This window comes from Novosphingobium cyanobacteriorum, assembly GCF_029436685.1.
Taxonomy (GTDB): domain Bacteria; phylum Pseudomonadota; class Alphaproteobacteria; order Sphingomonadales; family Sphingomonadaceae; genus Novosphingobium; species Novosphingobium cyanobacteriorum.
Genome location: NZ_JAROCY010000013.1, coordinates 120,620 through 139,864, shown reverse-complemented (window position 1 = coordinate 139,864; position 19,245 = coordinate 120,620). Strand labels below are relative to the sequence as shown.

At 64.6% G+C, this 19,245-nt stretch carries 15 protein-coding genes and 1 tRNA gene; 5 read left to right on the top strand and 11 right to left on the bottom strand.

The annotated features are described in order from the left end of the window. Positions 1–27: 27 nt before the first annotated feature. The 4 genes from POM99_RS14510 to POM99_RS14495 form a co-directional block, all read right to left on the bottom strand. Positions 28–762 carry an RES family NAD+ phosphorylase gene (locus tag POM99_RS14510; protein WP_277279065.1) on the bottom strand — a complete coding sequence of 245 codons (735 nt, stop codon included), beginning with the start codon at positions 760–762 and terminating at the stop codon, positions 28–30. Beyond that, a complete protein-coding gene (locus POM99_RS14505) occupies positions 759–1,172 on the bottom strand; it encodes an MbcA/ParS/Xre antitoxin family protein (RefSeq protein WP_277279064.1) in 414 nt (137 codons plus the stop codon). Before POM99_RS14505 ends, POM99_RS14510 begins: the two co-directional genes overlap by 4 nt. Positions 1,173–1,225: 53 nt before the next feature. Continuing rightward, the gene (locus POM99_RS14500) at positions 1,226–5,467 is read right to left on the bottom strand and encodes a strawberry notch-like NTP hydrolase domain-containing protein (RefSeq protein WP_277279062.1); all 4,242 of its coding nucleotides are present in this window, start codon (positions 5,465–5,467) and stop codon (positions 1,226–1,228) included. A gap of 75 nt (positions 5,468–5,542) precedes the next feature. Next, complete coding sequence (locus POM99_RS14495) at positions 5,543–6,439, bottom strand: DUF7146 domain-containing protein (protein WP_277279060.1); 897 nt, start codon at positions 6,437–6,439, stop codon at positions 5,543–5,545. 125 nt (positions 6,440–6,564) lie between these two features. On the opposite strand from POM99_RS14495, the gene POM99_RS14490 reads away from it, so the two are divergent. Beyond that, a complete protein-coding gene (locus tag POM99_RS14490) occupies positions 6,565–7,221 on the top strand; it encodes a lytic transglycosylase domain-containing protein (protein WP_277279058.1) in 657 nt (218 codons plus the stop codon). 92 nt (positions 7,222–7,313) lie between these two features. On the opposite strand, the gene POM99_RS14485 is transcribed toward POM99_RS14490, so the two are convergent. Together POM99_RS14485 and POM99_RS14480 are read right to left on the bottom strand one after the other, a co-directional pair. Continuing rightward, a complete protein-coding gene (locus tag POM99_RS14485) occupies positions 7,314–8,525 on the bottom strand; it encodes a tyrosine-type recombinase/integrase (protein ID WP_066701236.1) in 1,212 nt (403 codons plus the stop codon). Between the two features lie 196 nt (positions 8,526–8,721). Further along, positions 8,722–8,807, bottom strand: a tRNA-Tyr gene (locus POM99_RS14480). Positions 8,808–8,992: 185 nt separating this feature from the next. Between POM99_RS14480 and rlmB the strand changes: the two genes are divergently transcribed. Both rlmB and POM99_RS14470 read left to right on the top strand, forming a co-directional pair. Continuing rightward, positions 8,993–9,829 (top strand): 23S rRNA (guanosine(2251)-2'-O)-methyltransferase RlmB, encoded by an 837-nt coding sequence (gene rlmB, locus POM99_RS14475; protein ID WP_277279055.1) that lies wholly within the window; start codon positions 8,993–8,995, stop codon positions 9,827–9,829. A gap of 37 nt (positions 9,830–9,866) precedes the next feature. After that, a complete protein-coding gene (locus tag POM99_RS14470) occupies positions 9,867–10,694 on the top strand; it encodes a hypothetical protein (RefSeq protein WP_277279053.1) in 828 nt (275 codons plus the stop codon). Positions 10,695–10,823: 129 nt separating this feature from the next. Here POM99_RS14470 and POM99_RS14465 read toward each other — a convergent pair whose 3' ends face one another. Together POM99_RS14465 and lon are read right to left on the bottom strand one after the other, a co-directional pair. Then, positions 10,824–11,096 carry an HU family DNA-binding protein gene (locus tag POM99_RS14465; RefSeq protein ID WP_277279051.1) on the bottom strand — a complete coding sequence of 91 codons (273 nt, stop codon included), beginning with the start codon at positions 11,094–11,096 and terminating at the stop codon, positions 10,824–10,826. A 282-nt stretch (positions 11,097–11,378) separates the two neighbouring features. Next, complete coding sequence (gene lon, locus POM99_RS14460; RefSeq protein WP_277279049.1) at positions 11,379–13,787, bottom strand: endopeptidase La; 2,409 nt, start codon at positions 13,785–13,787, stop codon at positions 11,379–11,381. Positions 13,788–14,005: 218 nt separating this feature from the next. Here lon and POM99_RS14455 point away from each other — a divergent pair, with 218 nt between their 5' ends. Continuing rightward, complete coding sequence (locus tag POM99_RS14455; RefSeq protein ID WP_277279047.1) at positions 14,006–15,043, top strand: hypothetical protein; 1,038 nt, start codon at positions 14,006–14,008, stop codon at positions 15,041–15,043. A 222-nt stretch (positions 15,044–15,265) separates the two neighbouring features. Beyond that, positions 15,266–15,655 carry a hypothetical protein gene (locus POM99_RS14450; RefSeq protein ID WP_277279045.1) on the top strand — a complete coding sequence of 130 codons (390 nt, stop codon included), beginning with the start codon at positions 15,266–15,268 and terminating at the stop codon, positions 15,653–15,655. A 69-nt stretch (positions 15,656–15,724) separates the two neighbouring features. On the opposite strand, the gene POM99_RS14445 is transcribed toward POM99_RS14450, so the two are convergent. The 3 genes from POM99_RS14445 to POM99_RS14435 form a co-directional block, all read right to left on the bottom strand. After that, positions 15,725–17,092 carry a sialate O-acetylesterase gene (locus POM99_RS14445; protein WP_277279042.1) on the bottom strand — a complete coding sequence of 456 codons (1,368 nt, stop codon included), beginning with the start codon at positions 17,090–17,092 and terminating at the stop codon, positions 15,725–15,727. Between the two features lie 384 nt (positions 17,093–17,476). Beyond that, positions 17,477–17,911, bottom strand: a complete 435-nt coding sequence (locus POM99_RS14440) for a hypothetical protein (RefSeq protein WP_277279041.1) — start codon at positions 17,909–17,911, stop codon at positions 17,477–17,479. Positions 17,912–18,019: 108 nt separating this feature from the next. Next, positions 18,020–19,219 (bottom strand): MlaA family lipoprotein, encoded by a 1,200-nt coding sequence (locus tag POM99_RS14435; protein ID WP_277279039.1) that lies wholly within the window; start codon positions 19,217–19,219, stop codon positions 18,020–18,022. Between the last annotated feature and the right edge of the window lie 26 nt (positions 19,220–19,245).

Below are 19,245 nucleotides of genomic sequence, written 5' to 3'. Positions count from 1 at the left end.
CGCAGGCGCGAGACCCAGCTCGTTCGGTCAGGCGGGATCGGGCGGCAAATCGACAATCCGGAAGACAGCGCCCGATCCCGCATCACGAACCAGATCAACCCGCGCGCCATCCCAGTGATAGTCGAGGTGCCGCCCCTGAAGCGGATTTGATGCGCAATCCGGGTAGAATAGCGCGACGCATTCCCCGCCGAGGTGCCGGATGCTCGGGTAAGCAATCCCGTCCGAACCCGCGCCCATAAGGTGCCGCGCGAGTGCTTGTGAAGCAGAATAGTTGTCGGAATCTAGCGCCGGAACCGGCTCCCCCGCCTGAGCTCTGAGATCATGCAGGTCTGCATCGACCGACATGATGATTTCGCGGAACTGCGAGGTCCATCCCGGTGCTTCCCTGGTTCGCGCCATGAAGCGGGCATGATGGTGGATGGTCTCGAACAATGCGGTCTCGAACCGGTCCCCGACATAGAGCACGCCGTAACTCCCGTCGGTGAAGCGGCTTGGCCGGTCAGTGCTGACGTGGGTGAATGGGGCCATAAGGTAGGAAGCCCCATTGCCGCCGACGCGCCGGCTTGGTGGAACGAGGTCGAGATTGCCAATCGTCGCCATAATGCGTGGATTGGTCTTCTGCTCGGCCGAAATCAGCAGCGGCCAGTCCGCGGGATCGGCGATGTCCTCGAACAGATCAATCGGCGGAAAGGCGCTGCGGATGATCCTGACAGCGCCCTTCCACTCAACTCTAGAAACGGGGATTTCTGCTGTTTCGCTCACCAGCCACCGCGCTCGGCGTCGAGGTAGCGACGCACCCGCATGATGTCGGTAAGCTCGCCTCCCAGCATCACTTCGAGCGCACTGGCTCCGCCAAACGCTTCATTCGCTGCTCTGATCCAAGTGTACCCGCGGGTCGCCTCCGAGAAGATGATGCGAAGCGCCTTGTGGATCCCCATGAGGTTGGAAAGACGCGCGCGCCCATCACGCGAGATGCGCCCCGGGCCTTCTGCCTTCCATCGGCGATAGGAGCGCACTGGCATGTCGAGCAGCGTTGCAGCCTGCTCGTCGGTCAACTCCCATTTGCCGAACAGATTGAGGACTGCCCGGAACATGGCAGCTGCTTCGTCCTGGGTGATCGGATCGGGACGGAAAGCGGTAACGGCAGTATCAACGGGTTGCAGAGCCAGCATGGTAGTTCTCCATATGGCAGCATATATTTAAGATAATGCCATTTGGCAAGGAACTATGCCGATGATGCCAGTCTGGCAATCACGCTCGCCGCGCCCTCGATCGGCACGAAGAGCCGGGTCTGATAGCGGATGATCTCGGTAAAGCAGCCTTGGGCCTTGTACCAGTCGAGCCGAGCAGCACTCCATCTCGTAAGCTCAATTCGCTGTGAGCCATTGACCAAGCTGCGCTTGACCATGAGCAGCTCGCGGCCCGCGAACTCGATGGCCCTGCCCGTTGCCAAGACGGTCTGGACAACGTCGTCGGCGGAAAGAGTTTGCTCGCGTTCCAGACCCAGCGCTCGGCACAGTTCGGGCACGCAGTGGACGGGAACCTCCCGGCCAAGGAGCGACCGGCCATCCGCAGCCGAGATGCGGCTCACCCTCACGAAATCCGATGGCAGCTTGTCCCAGACCGGGAGCAGGAGACCGGTCGCCAGATAGAGGCGCTCGCGCTTGTGACTCGTCCTCGCCTCTTCCACCTCGGCGGCCCACGCCTCGCGGAAAGCGCCGATGGCAATGTCCTCCCAGCTGCTTTCCGCCAGCTGATCGTCGGTGATGTGACTGCGCTTGAGCGGACGCAGCAATTCGAAGCGGGCCACGCGCGTACCGTCATCGGCAAGAATACTGCGGGCGGGGACCAGCAGGGCCACCCGACCAGAGCGGGCGTTGCGAACCGGGCGCTGCCGCTGCCCGGTGATGCCGTGGGTCTCTTCGAGCCGCGTCAGCGTGAGCGGCTTCAGGGCCCTCGCGATTTCCAGTTCGAGGAGATGGGTCGTCGCGCCCGATGCCGGATCGGTGCGCAGCAGCGTGTCCGACAGGACAGTGAAGTCCTCGACTGCAATCGTCTCGAGGCCGAGATCGAGCGTGCCAGCCTGCCGGGCGGCATCGATACGCGCTTCGACCAGCCCCATGAACTCATCGAAGATCGCGTTCTGCAAGGCTATGGGAAGCGCCAGGATGCGGTTGAGCCAGCGCTGGATCGACGGCAGATCATCGACCATCGACCCGTCAGGCGCCTCGATCCGCAGGCCTGTCAGCTCCTGGAAGCGCCCGAGGCTGACCGCTTCGAGCTTGCCGGTGAACAAGAGGCCGAACCAGCGATGGAGCGCCTCCTTGGCGTAGATGCTTTCGAGATTGTCGGCGGGATCGAACAGGTTCTGGCCACCGGTCTGGCGCTGTCCGCGGGTCAGAGCGCCGAGGCTGTCAAGCCGTCGCGCGATCGTCGAGATGAAGCGGCGCTCGCCGCGCACATCGGTGGTCACGGGCCTGAACAGCGGGGCCGACGCCTGATTGGTGCGATTGGTCCGGCCAAGCCCCTGGATTGCGGCGTCAGCCCGCCAGCCCGGCTCGAGCAGGAAGTGGACGCGGCGGGCCTGGTTCTTGGCGGTCAGATCGGCATGGTAGCTGCGCCCGGTTCCCCCGGCATCGGAGAACACCAGGATGCGCTTGGCACCGTCCATGAAGGCCTGGGTCTCGGCGACATTGGCGCGCGGCGAGCGGGATTGGAGTTTCTGACGACCATCGCGGCCGACGATGAGCCGACGTGTGCGACCGGTGACTTCCGCCACTTGGTCAACGCCGAAGCGTTCGATGATGGCATCAAGCGCGGTGGCAATCGGCGGCAAGGCGCAGAGCTGCTCGATCATCCGGTCGCGCGCAGCAAGCGCAGAGCTACAGAGCACGGGAGCGCCATGCTCGTCACTCATCGGCTCGGACCGAGGGTTGCCGTTTTCGTCTGTGAACACCGCCATCAGGCGGACAGGAAAGCTCTTGGCGAGATAGTCGATCACGTATTCCCGCGGGGAGAGGTCGATCTCGAGTGCTTCGCGCTCCTCGTCAGACAGTTCGGCAAGCCGGCGGTTGAGCATGGCTTCTGCCGTCGAGACGAGTTGGACGACAACGGCGTTCCCATCAGCAATCGCCGTATCGATCGCGGGCAATAGGCTCGGGAGCTTCATAGACAGAAGGAGCTGCGCGAAGAAGCGTTGCTTGGTTCCCTCGAAGATCGACAGTGCTGCCGACTTGGCGCCCGAGTTGAGCGTCCCGCCAGTTTCGCTGTCGACGATGCGCGTGGCCTCCAGCGCTTCGCGCAGGTTAGCGTGGATGATGGCCCAGGCCTCGGCATAGGCATCGTAGACCGCGATCTGATCCTCGGTCAGGCAATGCTCGAGGATTTCATACTCGACGCCTGCAAAGGAGAGCGCACGCGCGGTGTAGAGGCCGAGCGACTTGAGATCTCGCGCGACCAGTTCCATCGCGGCGATGCCGCCGTCGCGAATGTCGGCAACGAAGGCCTCGCGATCGGCGAAGGCGGTCTCCGGACCCCAGAGCCCGAGGCGGGTCGCATAGGCGAGGTTGTTGACGTCGGACGCACCAGTTGCCGAAGCGTAGAGCACCCTTGCCCGGGGCAGGAGGTTCTGCAGGCGGACGCCAGCGATACCCTGCTCCGAGCCTTTGACCTTACCCCGCGATCCTTCGCCGCCAGCGGCATTTGCCATGGCATGCGCTTCGTCGAACACGATCACGCCGTCGAAGTCTTCACCGGCCCAGTCGAGGATCTGATCCAATCGCGTTGCGTCGCTCCGGCCTGAACGCAGGGTTGGATAAGTGACGAAGAGAATCCCGTTGCGCATCGCAATCGGGGTGCCCAGCTTCCAGGACGCCAGCGGCTGGACGTCGATCGGGATGCCGCCAAGGGCAGCCCAGTCGCGGCGCGCGTCTTCCAGCAGCGCCTCGTTCTTCGAAATCCAGATATGGCGGCGCTCGCCGCGCACCCAGCGATCGAGAATGACGCTCGCGACCTGGCGTCCTTTACCCGCGCCGGTGCCGTCCCCAAGGAAATAGCCCTTTCGGTAGACCTGACCGTCCGCCGAGGCCTTGAGCGAACAGCCCTTGTCCTCGGGCTCGAACCGGCCGGGTAGATCGCGCGCATGGGCGCTTGCCGCGTAGATCAGAGTCTCTGCCTGGGCAGCCGACAGCAGTCCCTTGGCGATAAGCCCGTCAGGCAGCTGCGGCACCGCCTCGGGCTTGGGTGCCGAAATCGACCCCATGGCAACAGACTCGACGAGCGGCGTCGGATGCCCGGCCGCGCCATCGATGGCGATCCTGCTCGGGCGATAGGGCAGATAGTGGCCGACCTGAGGGGCGACCGGCGCAGGGGTTGCAAGCGGCACGTAGTTGAGCGGCTGGATGGCGGAGGCTGCAGGAGTGATCCTTGTTGGTATCGGCAGCGGCCTGCGCGGCGCGGCGACCAAAAGGAACGGCGAACGAGCCGGAAGGCTGGATTTCTCGCGCGCAGTCTCAAGGCTGGCGCGAGCCGGCAAGGCATCGACGAGATCGGCCAGCTGGCGGAACGCGTTCGTGCGAATAGCGACGAGCTCGTTGGCGCCTTCAACCTTATCGAGAACCAACAGCCGCGTGATGATGCCAGTGCCCTGCCTGACGAACGCGCGTTCGACGGCGGCATTGAGCCGCAGCGAGATCGGTTCCTTCAGCCCCGCCAGGAACTTCGCACAGTCGAACCATTCAGGCATAATCGCGACAAGCCGTCCGCCGGGAGCAAGGCGGTTCCAGGCCGATCGCAAATGCCTCGCCCCGGTGCGGCCATCGCGACCCCGCTCGATCCCGTGAGAATAGGGCGGGTTCATGAGTACGGCGCTTGGGACGACGGTCGGATCCAGCAATTCGTCGATCAACTCGGCATCATGTCCGGTCACACGGGAAGCGGGGAACACAGCAGTTAGGCAGTCGCGGCGCAGCGGCGAGATTTCGTTCAGGACAAGGCGGGTGCCGGCTTTGGCGGCCCAGACCGCAAGCATGCCCGTTCCGGCCGAGGGTTCGAGCACGAGCTCGTTGGGCATCAGTCCACAGGCCCGTCCGGCGAGCCAAGCAAGCCGCGGCGGCGTTGCAAACTGCTGCCATTCGATCTGCTCGTCGCTGCGATTGGTCTGGGTCGGAACTCGGGCATCGAGGCCGCAGAAGAACTGTTCGGCCTCGCCGATCGGACTCGAGAGCTGGATCTGATCTGATGCTTGCAGGTGTTGAACCTGCGCCAGCTCGAGCGCAGCGTGAGCATCACGGACTGACCATGCCCCGAGTGCATCGGTTGCGCCGAAGTGGTCCGTCATGATGCGGTTGATGTCGCTACGCGAAATCGCGCTGCCTGCTGCCAATTGCAACGCCATTGCTTTGGCTGCCGTCACGACAAGCGGCGGAGATGGTGGATCGAATGCGAAGGCGAGGGAAGAGTTGGACATGGGAAACCTCCTGACGAGGTCCTGCGTCTCGCAGGACTCAATCAGCCGAAGGCCCCCTCCCCTTTGGCTCGCTGATCAGGTTTTCCGAGCGAGCCTCGCCTTGAGTTCATCGTTCCAGTCGAAACCGGTGGACGCTGGCGCTCGCGACTGGATCACCCGGCCGGGCTCAGAATATGCCCTTCGCGCGCGCTGATCTGCGAGCTCGCCTCCCGCATCATTGTCGATGAACAGGTAGAGCTCGCGCACGCCCTCTGGAATCGCGACGAGGCCGAACCGCTCGTTACCGAGCGTTGCCCAGCAAGGAATGCCAAACAGCTGCATGGCTGAAAGGGCGCTTTCGATACCTTCGGCAAGACCCAACCGGCCCGCTGCTGGCGGGGCAAGTCTGACAGCACCATAGCCAAGGCTTCCCAGCGCACGCTTAGGCCGATCGAAACCGGCGAGCTTTGCGCTCGGCGCGTCGAGAAATGTCCTGTGTATCGCGATTATGCCGATGTCGGTTGTGACTGCCGCCAACATTGCAGGGAGGAACTGGACCGCACCACGTGGCCCGAGCGGCGTGCGCCCGAGATAACGGAGCTGATCAGAGGCACGCAGGATCCCGCGCTGCGCGAGGTATCCTTCGGCAGGGCTGTCGGAGATCGCCGTCGCCGAGTGCCACAAACGCCGCGCGTTGGAATTGAAGGCGCTTTTTTCCGGTCGATCAGCGGCCACGGCACCAGAGCCATCGAACAGGTCACGGCTGCGAACACCCTGGCGGTCCAGTGCCGCAATGACCTCCTCGTTCGAGCATCCTGCGAAGCAATGAAACAGGATCGCTTTCCGACCCAGTGTCACACTCAGCGAGGGGGTACGGTCGTCATGCGCTGGGCAGCAGCACATACCCTTGTTCTGGCGCCATGTTCCGCCCAGGCTTTCGACTATCGTGCGGGCGCGGCGTTCGAGTTGATGAACTTTGTCTAACGGGGGCATCGACCTTCTCCGGTTAAGGTGCCCTCCCCGCGCAGCCTCCGCTCTGCACTCGCGCCATTCCAATTTTCCTACATCGCTTGTTCTTTATATGTTCTCACTCGATTCGGCTAGACAAGGATCGAGAAATGACAATCAGAACTCTCTTGATCGCGGGCATCGCGATCACTTCTGGTATCCCGGCCAGTGCTCAGGACATAACAGCGCCAGCTACGAACGGCGCTGCGGCCAGCCACTCCGAAGGCATTCGGATTGCGGAAGCATCAAACGGCTTTCAACTGGTCGAGCATGGGCTCTGGCGTTCCGCGCAGACCGCCCCAGCACCGCGCCTATCAGTGGCGGACGATGGCCGGGTCAACCTGCCATACAGATACGAACCCAATGCCAAGCCGGCCCCATCCGGGTTTCGGCGAGCAACCTACTTGCCTCACATCTATGCCGCGGAGGCGAAGTACTCATTGCCCGCGGGCCTGCTTGATGCGCTCGTATGGACAGAATCTCGTTACAACCCTTTGGCTGTCAGCCCGGCGGGTGCCGCGGGCCTTGGGCAGCTGATGCCCGCTACGGCAAAAGAACTCGGGGTCTTCAATCGCTTCGATCCAATGGCCAACATCTTCGGCGCAGCGCGATACCTGCGGCAGATGCTCGACAGGTTTGGCGTGGTCCACCTCGCGGTAGCTGCCTACAATGCAGGTCCCGGCGCCGTTGAGCGTGCAGGCGGCATTCCCCGCAATGGCGAGACTCCTGGCTATGTCCGCGAAGTGCTTCGCCATTGGCGCTTTTAGCGGTCGCTCCGAATTGTAGAGCGACGCTCAAGGTGAGAGTTTGCCTCTCGTCTCAGTTGCTGCGCGAGAGCATCGGTAAGCTGATCCCACACTCAAGCCGGCGGGGCTGCCTTGTCCGCGCCCGTCGCCACCCCTAGGCAGTAACGCCCCCAAGCTGCCATCAACTTCACGCGGGCGCCGGGCTGGTCGGGTGTGCCGAGATAGGTTGTGCGGCGATAGGCCGCCTGGACAGCGTCGGGCGTCTTGTGCGCGAGAGCAGCTTCTACCACGGCATCGGGGATGCCCTCATTTGCTGCCCAATCGGTGAACGCAGAGCGGAAGCCGTGGACGTGGTATGGTTCGCTCATGTCCCGCAGCACCTTGAGCAGCGTCATGTCAGACATAGGCTTACCAGCTACGCCGGGAAACACGACGTCGCTCTCAGACATCCGCAGGGCATCGGCTTTTGCAAGCACGGCCAGAGCCTCGTCAGACAGCGGCACGATATGCGCCTTGTTTCGCTTCATGTGCTCGGCGGGGATCGTCCACAACCGGCTCTCTAGGTCAAATTCGGACCATGTCGCCAGGCGGACCTCCTGACTGCGCACTCCAGTCAGGATGAGCAACTCCAGCGCAAGCCGCCCGAAGGATGGTTTGCGCCGTAAGGCGGTGAGGAATCCGGGCAGCGCGACATAGGGCATGGCTTTGCGATTCTCACGCACCTTCACTTGCCGTGGCAGACCGCGACCCGCCTTCAGGCTGCCATTGCCCGACGGGGCCTCGCGGGAGCGCCAGCCCTTCGCGTGGGAATAATCCAGCACGGCGCAAATCCGGTTGCGGACCTGGCGGGCGGTATCGGGGATTTCCTGCCAGATCGGGGTCAGCACAGCGATGATATCAGCACTGCTAATGCTGCCCGTCGGCATGTCACCCAGCTTCGGAAAGGCATAGTTTTCGAGACTGGCGAGCCACTGCCGCGCATAGACCGTGCTTTTCCAGCCCGCTTCGTTTTCGCTGTGGTACTGAGTCGCGGCTGCGCGGAACGTCACCTTGGCGGCGGCCTCGTCTTTTTTCTCGGCCAGAACATCGCGGTGGTCGACCTTGACCGCCTTTCGCAAGACCGTGGCTTTTTGCCGCGCTTCCGCAAGTGTCATCTGCTTGGCGCTACCCAAGCCGATATCCTGTCGCTTGCCGTCTCGCTGGAGCCTGAGGACCCAGTAGGCTCCACCACGCTTATCGACCCTGAGAACCAATCCATCGCCATCCTGATAGGTGCCAGGATTCGCCATCGCTGCCTTGACCGCTACCGCCGTGAGCTTGCCCATTTCTTCCTCCCACACTTTCAAGCCCACCTTGGGAGGGGTGCAGTGTGGGAGTAAGCCAACTTACTCCCACACCCCTCCCACACTAGGGTCCGGCTGCATGCAAACGGCAGCGGACAAATGCGGGCCAAGAAGCGCAGAATACCCTAGGTTTTCCGGGATTTCCACGGTCATTCGTGGATGCTTGCGGATAAGGGGGTGGTGGACAGGGCTAGATTCGAACTAGCGTACGCTTGCGCGGGCAGATTTACAGTCTGCTGCCTTTAACCACTCGGCCACCTGTCCACACCAGTGCTGCCGGTGAAAGGTCCGGGCCCGAAAGCCGTTCCCTTTAGTCGATGGAACCTTCCGAAAAAGGCACCGTCCGGCCGAGAGAGGCGCCCCTTTGGCGAAGCATCGCTTGCCTGTCAATGGGTCGGCTGGCACAGGGCGGCGGAAATATTCACGCCTGCCCCCAGAAAGGTCCAGCCATGCCCCCGCACGATCATTCCCGCGAATCCGGCCGCAAGGGCAAGGCCCTGCGTGGGCGCGCCGGGCGCATGCAGGGCGGGCGCGGCTCAGGCCGGGCCAGCGCCGGTGCAGTGCGCCTGTGGGGCCGCCATGCGGTGGAAGCGGCGCTGACCAATCCGAATCGCCAGGCCAAGAAGCTGTGGGGCACGCGCGAGGCGATCCAAGCCATGCTGGACGACCATGACGCCGAACTGCCCACTTCGCTGCCGGTGGAATATGCGCAGGCCGCCGATCTCGCCCGGCTGGTGGCGCGCGATGCGCCGCACCAGGGGCTGGTGCTCGATTGCAGCGCGCTTGACGATGTCGCGCTCGACGACATTCTCGACGAGGCCGAGGGCCGCACGCTGGTGATCCTCGACCAGGTGACCGACCCGCACAACGTGGGCGCCATCCTGCGTTCGTGTGCGGCGTTCGACGTGGCGGCCCTGATCACGCAGGACCGGCATGCCCCGCCTGAATCCGGCACGCTGGCCAAGGCGGCATCGGGCGCGCTGGAAGTGGTGCCATGGGTGCGGGTGGTGAACCTGTCGCGCGCGCTCGAATCGATCTCGGAGGCCGGATACTGGCGCATCGGGCTGGATGGCGATGGCGATGCGGCATTCCCGGGTGCCCTGCCCGCTGGCCCGGTGGCACTGGTGCTGGGCGCGGAAGGCGAAGGCCTTCGCCACAACGTGGCGCAGCATTGCGATTCGATCGCGCGGCTGCCGATTGCGTCGGCGATCGAAAGCCTCAATGTATCGAACGCGGCGGCGATCGCGCTCTATGCCGTCGCGACTCGGGCGGGCGAGGAGGACTGATCCTCCGCCCGCCGCACTTGGAGGGGGGGAGCTTCGAATGAACACGCGTAACGCCATTGCCGCGCTGGCCACGGGCCTGCTGCTGGCGGCCTGCATGCTGCTGCCCGGGCGCTTCGCCAGTGACCTCGCGGTGCGCAAGGACGGCACCTTCACCTTCCACTACAAGGGCGAGATCGTGCTGGCCCCGCTGGCTGATCCCTCACCCTCGTCGAAAGACGAGGAGCAGGAGGAGTTCGTCGCCGCGCCCTGCTCCAACGAGGATACCGGCGAGGAGCACGATTGCTCCGCTCAGGAACTCGCCAAGCAGAAGGCAGACTGGGCCGGCGAACAGGAAAAGCGCCGCGCCGACAAGGCGAGGGAACAGGAAAAGAGCCGCAAGGCCGTCGCTTCGATGATGGGCGGCATCGATCCCGCCGATCCGCGCGCCGCGCAGGAATTCGCCGATCGGCTTTCCCGGCAGCAGGGCTGGAAGTCCGTGGTCAGCAAGGGCAAGGGCCTGTTCGAAGTGGAGTACGAGGCGACTGGCCGGCTCGACCACGATTTCACCTTTCCCACCATCGAGCGGCTGCCGCTGGTGGTGCCCTTCGTCACCGTGATCCGCCGCAAGGATGGCACCGTGCGGGTCGATGCGCCCGCGTTCATGCCGGGCGGCTCCACCCCGCAGATGCCGGGTCTGGGCCAGGCGGCCGGCAAGGACAACGCCCCCAAGCTGGACGGCCACTTCACCGTGGTGACCGATGGCGCGGTGCTGGCCAACAACACCGATGAAGGGCCGCAGGCAGACGCCGGTGGCAAGCGGCTGGACTGGAAGATTGGCGCCTCCACGCCCGCCGCGCCAACCGCGCTGATCAAGCTGGCGCCTTGATCGCAACGCCAGCGCAGGCACAAAAAAGCCGCGCCGGACGATCCATCCGGCGCGGTCTTTTATGCTGGACCGGCTTCACCCCGCGCGTGCGACCCGAACCGCAGGTCGCGGGGCGTTCCGTTTTCCGTCTTAGTTGACGGCGTCCTTGAGGCCCTTGCCGGCCTTGAACTTCGGCTGGGCCGAAGCCTTGATCGACATCGGTTCACCGGTGCGCGGGTTGCGGCCGGTCGAAGCCTTGCGCTTGGCGACCGAGAAGGTGCCGAAACCGACCAGGCGCACTTCATCGCCCTTGGCCAGGGCGGCGGACACGGAGTCGAACACCGCTTCCACGGCCTTCGTCGCGTCGCCCTTGGAAAGGCCGCTTGCGTCGGCCACTGCGCTGATCAGATCGTTCTTGTTCATTGCGGAACCCCCTACCTTTTATGTGGGAAAACTGCGGTTTGGAATCGCCTATCGGGTGCGGCGGAAGAGAGACGAGAAAGATTCCGCTGTCAAAGGCAAATGCGACGAAAAAACGCGATTTATCCCCTGATTCCGGGCGATTCAGGGCTATTCCTGAGCCTTGAGCAAGGAAATTGCGCAAATGTGCGGCGCACAATCGAAATTACCGCATTGCACAATGACTTGCGCACGCAGAAGCGTGGGATCGCCGAAGCGATCCCGCGCCGTGTCTGCGTGCAGCCTTCAGTGCGCCGTGGGGCTTGCCGGCGCCGCTGCCGGAGCGGGCGCGCCCGGCTGGCTGGCAAGGTCGTCCGCCTCGGTCCACTCGATCGCTTCCACCGGCGCGGCCAGCGCTCGGGCAAGCACCTCGTCAACGTGGGCGACCGGCACGATCTCCAGCCCTTCCCTGATGTTGGCGGGAATGTCGGCCAGGTCCTTGCGGTTCTCTTCCGGGATCAGCACGGTCTTGATGCCGCCGCGCAGCGCGGCCAGCAGCTTTTCCTTCAGCCCGCCGATCGCCAGCACACGGCCACGCAGGGTGACCTCGCCGGTCATCGCCACGTCCGCGCGCACCGGGATGCCGGTCAGCGTGGATACCATCGCGGTCACCATGCCGATCCCGGCACTCGGCCCGTCCTTCGGCACCGCGCCTTCGGGCAGGTGGATGTGCAGGTCCTTGCGCTGGAAGATCGAAGGCTTGATGCCATAGCTCGGGCCACGCGCCTTCACGAAGCTGAACGCCATCTGGACGCTCTCGCTCATCACCTCGCCCAGCTTGCCGGTGGTCTTCACCGCGCCCTTGCCCGGCACCGTCACGCTTTCGATGGTCAGCAGCTCGCCCCCCACCTCGGTCCAGGCCAGGCCCGTCACCGCGCCAACCTGGTTCTCCTCGTCCGAAATGCCATGGCGGAACTTGCGCACCCCGGCGTAGTCGGCCAGGTTTTCGGGCGTGATCGTGACCGATTGCGCCTTTCCTTCAAGAATCTGGCGCAGGCTCTTGCGCGCCAGCCGGGCGATCTCGCGCTCCAGCGTGCGCACGCCCGCCTCGCGGGTGTAATACCGGATCAGGTCGCGCAGGCCGCCTTGCGTCAGCTCGAACTCGCCCTTCTTCAGGCCGTGCGCTTCCACCTGCTTGGAAACCAGGTGGCGTTCCGCGATCTCGACCTTCTCGTCCTCGGTGTATCCCTCAAGCCGGATGATCTCCATGCGGTCGAGCAGCGGCTGCGGCAGGTTCAGGCTGTTGGCCGTGCACACGAACATCACGTCCGAAAGGTCCACGTCCAGTTCCAGGTAGTGATCCTGGAACTTGGCGTTCTGTTCGGGATCAAGCACTTCGAGCAGGGCCGAGGCGGGATCGCCGCGGAAATCCTGACCCAGCTTGTCGATCTCGTCGAGCAGGAACAGCGGGTTCGCCGTGCCGGCCTTGCGCAGGTTGGTCACCACCTTGCCCGGCAGCGAGCCGATATAGGTGCGGCGATGCCCGCGGATCTCGGCCTCGTCGCGCACGCCGCCCAGTGACTGGCGCACGAACTGGCGGCCGGTAGCCTTGGCGATCGACTTGCCCAGGCTGGTCTTGCCCACGCCCGGAGGGCCGACGAGACACAGGATCGGACCTTTGAGCTTGTTGGTCCGCGCCTGCACCGCCAGGTATTCGATGATGCGGTCCTTGACCTTGTCGAGCGCATAGTGATCGGCATCCAGGATCGCCTGCGCGGCCGGGATGTCCTTCTTCAGCTTGCTCTTCTTGCCCCACGGCAGGCCCAGCAGCACGTCGAGATAGTTGCGGATGACCGTGGCCTCCGCGCTCATCGGCTGCATCGTCTTCAGCTTCTTCAGCTCGGCCTGCGCCTTGCCGCGGGCTTCCTTGGAAAGCTTCAGGCTGTCGATCTTCTCCTGCAGCTCGGCAATCTCGTTGGCTTCGCCATCGTCACCGCCGCCCAGCTCGCTCTGGATCGCCTTGAGCTGTTCGTTGAGGTAGTATTCGCGCTGGGTCTTTTCCATCTGGCGCTTCACGCGGCCGCGGATCTTGCGCTCCACCTGCAGCACGCCCAGCTCGCCCTCCATGAAGGAGAGCACCATTTCCAGCCGCTTGAGCGGGTCGCTTTCCGAAAGCACGGCCTGCTTGTCCGCCACCTTGGCGGCCAGGTTGCTCGCCACCGCGTCGGCCAGCTTGCCCGCGTCCTCGATATCGCCCAGCTGGGCGCCGGCATCCTGGGGCAGCTTCTTGGAAAGCTTGGCGTATTCGCCGAACTGGTCCACCACCGAGCGCATCATCGCCTCGATCTCGGTGCCGTGTTCTTCCACCGGGTCGATCGGTTCGACCTGCGCCACCAGCATTTCGCCACCGCTGCCGTTCTCGGCGCGCAGGGCCTCCAGCGTGGCACGGCGGTGCCCTTCCACCAGCACGCGCACCGTGCCGTCGGGCAGCTTCAGCAACTGCAGCACGCTGGCGATCACGCCGGTGTCGTAAAGATCGTCGCGATCGGGATCGTCGCAGCCGGGATCGAGCTGCGCCAGCAGGAAGATGTCCTTGTCACCGGCCATCGCCGCTTCGAGCGCGGCCACGGATTTCTCGCGGCCCACGAACAGGGGCACAACCATGCCGGGGAACACCACGATGTCACGCAGGGGAAGCAGAGGATAAAGATTCATGTTCACGTGTCCGTCCGACCCCACGATCTTGCACGATGCCGTGCGGGGGCCGGGTCCGATATGGGATCGTCAACCCGTGGCCGCAATGGCAAAGGTTAAGACGGCTGTGGATCGCGACAATTCAGGCCCGAACTTTCCGAAAGTTAATCCATTTCTCCTTCGTAAACCCGATATTAGGCATAACTGCGCATTAACCGCCTCATGATCGGGGCCGCCGCATGATCCGCACCAAGACGACCATCGTGGTCGGCGCCGGGGCAAGCTGCGAACTGCAGATGCCCTCGGGCGAGGATCTGTTGGCGCGCGTGGTGGCGGGCTATGACTTCTCGCGGCTCGGCACCCCGGCGCAATCGCGTGAAAGCCAGATCCTCGTGCGCCACCTGATGAAGCAGGCAGAACGCATGGGCAAGGAACACATGGAGATGGTGCGCGCCTCGCAATTGCTGCGCACCGCCGCGCGCATGGGCACCGCGATCGACATGGTGCTGGAACAGATCGACCATGATCCGCTGGCCACCATGGCGGGCAAGATCGCCATCGCGTTCCACATCGGCCAGGCCGAAACGCGCGCCACCCTGCGCGAAGCCCCGCGCCAGCCGGGCGAACTGCCGCTGCTGGGCAAGCCCGACGAATGCTGGCTGTTCTGGCTGGGCCAGTTGCTCACCGCCGGCCTGCCGCGCACCCGGCTGGAACATGCGTTCGAAGACCTGACCATCATCTGCTTCAACTATGACCGTGCGATCGAACACTTCCTGCCGCACGCACTGGTCATGGCCTATGGGCTGGACCTGAAGGATGCGCAGCGCATCGTGGGCGAACGGCTGCAGATCATCCACCCCTATGGCAGCGTCGGCCGCCTGCCGTGGCAGCCGGGGCAGGACGCACAGGCCGAATGGGCGGGCAGCGAGCAGCCTTGGAACATCCACGCCATCGCCGGGCAAGTGCGCACCCATGCCGAACGCCTGGCCGACCAGCCCTCGGTCCACCGCCTGCGCCAGGCCATGGGCGGCGCCAGGCGGCTGGTATTCCTCGGCAACGCCTATCACCCGCGCAACCTCGAACTGCTGTTCGACCGCACGATCAGCCACAATCCGGAAGTGCTGGCCACCACCCACGGCCTCTCCCCCGCCAACCGCACCGCCGCCGCCCGCCTCCTGCGCCGCAACTGCGGACTGGAACACGACGACCTGCTGACGCTTTCAGATGGCCGCGCGTTCGAGACGCTCCGCGACAACATGCTGCAGCTGGAGAGCTGAGGGTTCGGGTAAGTCGATCCAGCAAACCAAAACCCGCTCGCGGTGAGCTTGTCGAACCACCAAAGCCCAACACCACAGCCAGCGCCAACACCCTTCGACATGCTCAGGGTGAGCGGGTTTTGGCCAAGGGGTTGGTGGCTGCTTTCGCCCAGTTGCGGACGTAAACAATGAGCTGCGCGTTTCCGGATTGCGGACATTCGTTCAGCGTTCCATTCTTTCGCAATGCAACACGCTTCTCTCGTCGCGTTCCTCTCTGGAACACTCGCTCCCAACACGTTCATGGAGGAAATCGCGGGTGAGGTCGCCGAGTTCTACGCCGACCTTCGAGAAACAAAACACGGCTTCATCGCGATTTCAGATGGGCCGCTTTTTGTCATGACCCGGTCTGCCGTGCGTCGCTTCCTAACCGCCGTCAGGGATGGGCAACTGTCTTTTGACGCCGCAGTCTATGTTGCAGATTGCATCGTAGCGAGTGACGACATCGAGTTTGAGGATGAGGTTACCCGTGATGCCGTCGCTTTCCTCGAAGACGACAGTAGTCGCTTCATAGAGGACAGAGACGAGCTGTGGACGCAAGAGGAAGTCTCGAAGGTGCTGGCTTCACTCGATTGAGTGTCCGGTTTGGGGTTGTTGCCTCCGATTGCGGTCTATCCGCTCCCCACCCATTCCAAACGCTCCACTTTAAAGAACAATCCCCGCCGGATCGATCGCCCCCACGTCGGTCAGCCTGATCCACACATCCCCCCTGCCGTCGCCGTCGGTATCCCCGGCGATCAGCGTGAACCCGCGCGCTGCCACGGCCTGGAGTTCGCCCGCATGGCCAGTGAACTTGCCCGCGCCGATCCACTGGAATGCCTGGTCGCCATCCACCAGCACATTCGCGTCGATGGCGGACAGGTCGATCACGTCCCCCGCCCGCGCGGAAAAGTCGGTGATCGTGTCCATGCCCGAACGGCCCGGCTCCGGCGTCTCGCCGGTCACGAAGACGAAGCGGTCCGCCCCCGCTCCGCCGGTCACTACGTCGCGGCCCGGCCCCATCACGATCGTGTCGTTGCCGTCATCGCCCAGCAGGCGGTCATCGCCCTCCCCGCCGTCGATGCGGTCGTTGCCCGCGCCTCCGCGTATCGTGTCGTCCTCATAGACGCCCTGCAGCCAGTCGTCGCCCTCGTCGCCCCAGATCTGGTCGTTGCCGAAGCCACCGATCACGCGGTCGTTGCCGGTGCCGGCGTGGGCCACGTCGTCATGCATGCCCAGGTCGATGAAGTCGTTGCCCCCGCCAGACCACACCGTGTCGTTGTTGTCGCCGGTGCGGATGGTGTCGATGAAGGCGCCAGTGATCACCGTGTCGTCGCCGGAGAACGTCTGGATGATCGTGGCGTGGCTGCCGTTGTTCCAGGTATAGTCAACGAACTGCGGGCCGATCACGCGGGTGATCGCGCCGTCCTGCCACACTTTCGCCGCCGCAAGCCCGTTGTCGTATCCCGCCGAACTGCCGGTGGTGACCGCCGCCTGCGCCAGGAAGTCCTGCGCAATCTTCTCGCGCCAGGCCTTGTCGTAATGCATCCCGTCCCACGTGGTGGCGCCCAGCGTTTCCACGGTCAGCACGTTGGGCGTGGCAGCTGCCACCGCCAGCTGCGCACTGCGCACGTCGCTGGCATAGGGCAGCAGGCTGATGCCGAAGGTGGATGTGGGCTGGCCGATGGCGCTGCGGTATTGCCCGATAAAGTCCGCCAGCTTCGCGTCATAGCCCGGCGTGCCCACGTCGATCTCCCCCTGCATCCACAGGGTATAGACCACCGGCTCGTTGCCGCTTGCGCGCACGCGGTCCTCGGCGGCCTTGGTCGCCGCCACCAGCTGCGCAAACAGCTCGCCTGAGGCGGGGTCCCAGTCCTGGTCCGGGTTGGCGAACAGCGATGTCCAGTCCACCGCCACCTTCACCAGCTCGAAGTCGCTGCCCCCTGCCGCCAGCACTTCATAAAGCCGGTTGTCCACGCCGCCGAACGCGGCGTTCGATTGCCCCGCCAACACCACCACCGGAATCGTCGCCATCGCAAACCTGTCCTTCGCCTTGCCGTTCGGGCGGCGGTGATGGCACGGGCAGGCGCGGCAGCAGCCGGGACATGCTTCGGAAAGGGTTGTTTTTCAGCGGGTTCCAAAGCGAAGTGGAGGACGCTTCGCACGCCGGGGCACGCCATTGGGCTGGCAGGTCTCACCCCGGATCGGCTCAACGATTGTTAGTAACGGAATACAATCAATCGCTTGCCATCTCGCCTCCACCACGCGGGGCGGGTGTGGCGCTGCTTCTGCATCATGCCCGGCAACCCGGTCCTGCCGCGCGGCGATCAATCCGTTTTGGCGAAGTTTCGTTACGGCACAATCGTTAAAGCAGTCGGCCGGGACGGCAGGCGCCACCCCGGCCATTTGCGCTGGGGATCAACCGGCGGTGCTGATCCCCAGCGTCGCCACTGTCTCGCCGCGTTCGGCTGCGGCGCGCGCGCGGTGCATCTGCGCCTCGGCAGCAGCGCGCCCTTCGGCAAGGCACGCGGCGCGTTCGGGCGAATCCGGCCCGGTAATCAGGTTGTGCGCGCCTGTCAGATCGCACAGCTGGCCAAGGCCCACGTTCACCCGGCGGTTGATCCGCGCCCAGCCGGCGGGCGTGGTCGGATCGATGCCGCTCACGTCGATCGCCACGGCATAGTGCCCGGCCACATCCGGGCCGCTGGTGGCGATGAAGCCCATCGGACGCGCATGGGCGCGCGCCACGATGTCCTCTGCTGCCTGGGGAGAATTGTCGGGTTGCGCCATCGCGCTTCCTGCGGCGGCCAGAGCGCAAATGCCTGCCGCCAGAACCAAGGTCTGTCGCATCATCTTTCAGTTCCTCTGCGTCCGGAAAGGCCGCCCCGCCTGGTTGGTCCTGCGGTGGTCATCCTCGCCGGGGTCCGCTGCGCTAGCCCGCAACGGTTACCAGACAACAACTTACTGCACGGGGATCGGTTGCACCACCGGAATCGACACGAAAACAGGGCCCTTCGGGGCAATTGCCTCCGCTTCCGGCTGCCTCACCTGCGGGTCGACCGGTGCCGGCGCCGGCACCACTGCCGCGGGTGGCGAAGCCGCTTCCGGCTTCTCGGGTTCCGGATGCAGCGGCTTCGGGAACGGCGCGACGCCGATCTCGCCCTTGGCCAGCGGTCCGCGCCCATGCAGCGCCTCGATCTCGTCCCGCCGCGCCTGCAGGTACAGCTCGCGATAGGTGACATAGGGGTTCGATGCGGACTTCATCTCCTGCAGTTCGGCATCGATCTGCAGCCGGTCGTCGATGGATTCCACGATGTTGAGCGGCAGCACGTATTCCGGCTTGCGCAAAGGCCCGCCTACCAGCCCCGGCACCGTCGCGCGGTCCACCAGCAGGCCGAACAGGTCGCGCACCGTCGTCGGCCCCACCAGCGGCAGGTACAGGTATGGCCCCGGCCCCACGCCATAATAGCCCAGCGTATTGCCCAGCCCGTTGGGACGATACGGCAGATTGAACGGCTTCTTCTTCGCCACATCCACCAGCCCGCCTACGCCGATGGTGGAATTCACCGCAAAGCGCCCCACCGTCTCCATCGCCTTGCCGGGCTTCAGCTGCAGCATGTAGTTGATGAAGACCACCGGCTCGGTCAGGTTGCGGATGAAGTTGCGCAAGCCCATCCGCACCGGGCGCGGAACGCCCTTTTCGTATCCGTGGGCGATGGGGGCGATCAGCTTGTCGTCCACCTTCTGCACCACTTCGAACGACTTTTCGTTCACCCGCTCGATCGGGTCCTGCGGCGGCGCCTTGGTCTCCCCCTCAACCACGATCTCGTTGGAGGGTTCGGGCGGCGCGGTCGGGTTCGGGGCGGTCGGGTTCGGGGCGGCCGGGTTCGGGGCGGTCGGGTTTGGGGCGGTCGGGTTCGGGGCGGCCGGGTTCGGGGCGGCCGGGTTCGGGGCGGCCGGGTTCGGGGCGGCCGGGTTCGGGGCGGCCGGGTTCGGGGCGGCCGGGTTCGGGGCGGCCGGGGAAGCTGCAGCCGGCATCGATGGTGCAGGCGGGGAAACGGGCGCTGCCACAGGCGGCTGTGGCGCTTCCACGGCAACCGGCACGGCAGCCGCCTGCGCTTCCGCCACAGGTTCGGCGCCCGCCAGGGCAGCGGCGGTCAAGACAACAACACTAACGCTCAACCGCA

Bases quoted from the DNA above. Each gene is read 5' to 3' on its own strand.
- POM99_RS14505 (WP_277279064.1), bottom strand. From the start codon at position 1,172: ATGCTGGCTCTGCAACCCGTTGATACTGCCGTTACCGCTTTCCGTCCC.
- POM99_RS14500 (WP_277279062.1), bottom strand. From the start codon at position 5,467: ATGTCCAACTCTTCCCTCGCCTTCGCATTCGATCCACCATCTCCGCCG.
- POM99_RS14495 (WP_277279060.1), bottom strand. From the start codon at position 6,439: ATGCCCCCGTTAGACAAAGTTCATCAACTCGAACGCCGCGCCCGCACG.
- POM99_RS14490 (WP_277279058.1), top strand. From the start codon at position 6,565: ATGACAATCAGAACTCTCTTGATCGCGGGCATCGCGATCACTTCTGGT.
- POM99_RS14485 (WP_066701236.1), bottom strand. From the start codon at position 8,525: ATGGGCAAGCTCACGGCGGTAGCGGTCAAGGCAGCGATGGCGAATCCT.
- rlmB (WP_277279055.1), top strand. From the start codon at position 8,993: ATGCCCCCGCACGATCATTCCCGCGAATCCGGCCGCAAGGGCAAGGCC.
- POM99_RS14470 (WP_277279053.1), top strand. From the start codon at position 9,867: ATGAACACGCGTAACGCCATTGCCGCGCTGGCCACGGGCCTGCTGCTG.
- POM99_RS14465 (WP_277279051.1), bottom strand. From the start codon at position 11,096: ATGAACAAGAACGATCTGATCAGCGCAGTGGCCGACGCAAGCGGCCTT.
- lon (WP_277279049.1), bottom strand. From the start codon at position 13,787: ATGAATCTTTATCCTCTGCTTCCCCTGCGTGACATCGTGGTGTTCCCC.
- POM99_RS14455 (WP_277279047.1), top strand. From the start codon at position 14,006: ATGATCCGCACCAAGACGACCATCGTGGTCGGCGCCGGGGCAAGCTGC.
- POM99_RS14450 (WP_277279045.1), top strand. From the start codon at position 15,266: ATGCAACACGCTTCTCTCGTCGCGTTCCTCTCTGGAACACTCGCTCCC.
- POM99_RS14445 (WP_277279042.1), bottom strand. From the start codon at position 17,092: ATGGCGACGATTCCGGTGGTGGTGTTGGCGGGGCAATCGAACGCCGCG.
- POM99_RS14440 (WP_277279041.1), bottom strand. From the start codon at position 17,911: ATGATGCGACAGACCTTGGTTCTGGCGGCAGGCATTTGCGCTCTGGCC.